Annotated in this window: 1 protein-coding gene and 1 pseudogene; both read right to left on the reverse strand. The window is 36.1% G+C overall.

The annotated features are described in order from the left end of the window. The coding region (locus tag M3191_RS18365) for a heavy-metal-associated domain-containing protein (RefSeq protein ID WP_251701749.1) at positions 1 to 325 on the reverse strand (325 nt) is incomplete at its 3' end. Further along, positions 318 to 380: pseudogene (locus tag M3191_RS18370) on the reverse strand (transcriptional regulator); the annotation flags it as partial. The pseudogene M3191_RS18370 and the gene M3191_RS18365, both read right to left, overlap by 8 nt.

Genomic DNA, 380 nt, shown 5'->3' on the forward strand with positions numbered 1-380 from the left:
GCAATGTACTATGTTTTTTATAAAATGGTGTTTTCTCTTCTTTATGAGCCTTAGTGTCATCTTTAACCCTTTGTATCGTTTGATTCGCTAGTTTTTCAGGAGATACTTTTAGATTCTCAAAAGCACCTGCTTTTTCAAGTTCTTCAACCGATGCATTTCCATATACATCAATTTTAGAAGCGCCAAAGTTTACTTTTGCGTCCTGAACGCCTGGAATCTTTTTAACATTTTTCTCAAACTTTCCTGCACAATTTGCACATGTAAATCCTTGGACCCGATAGACGTTCATTTCTTCTTCCATTAGTTTAACCTTTTGTTCAGACATTGACCTTCACTTCTTTCTTATGTGCTAGGGCGATCATCATTATCTGCCTGATATG

Origin of the sequence: Sporosarcina luteola (genome assembly GCF_023715535.1) — a bacterium.
Lineage (GTDB): Bacteria > Bacillota > Bacilli > Bacillales_A > Planococcaceae > Sporosarcina > Sporosarcina luteola_B.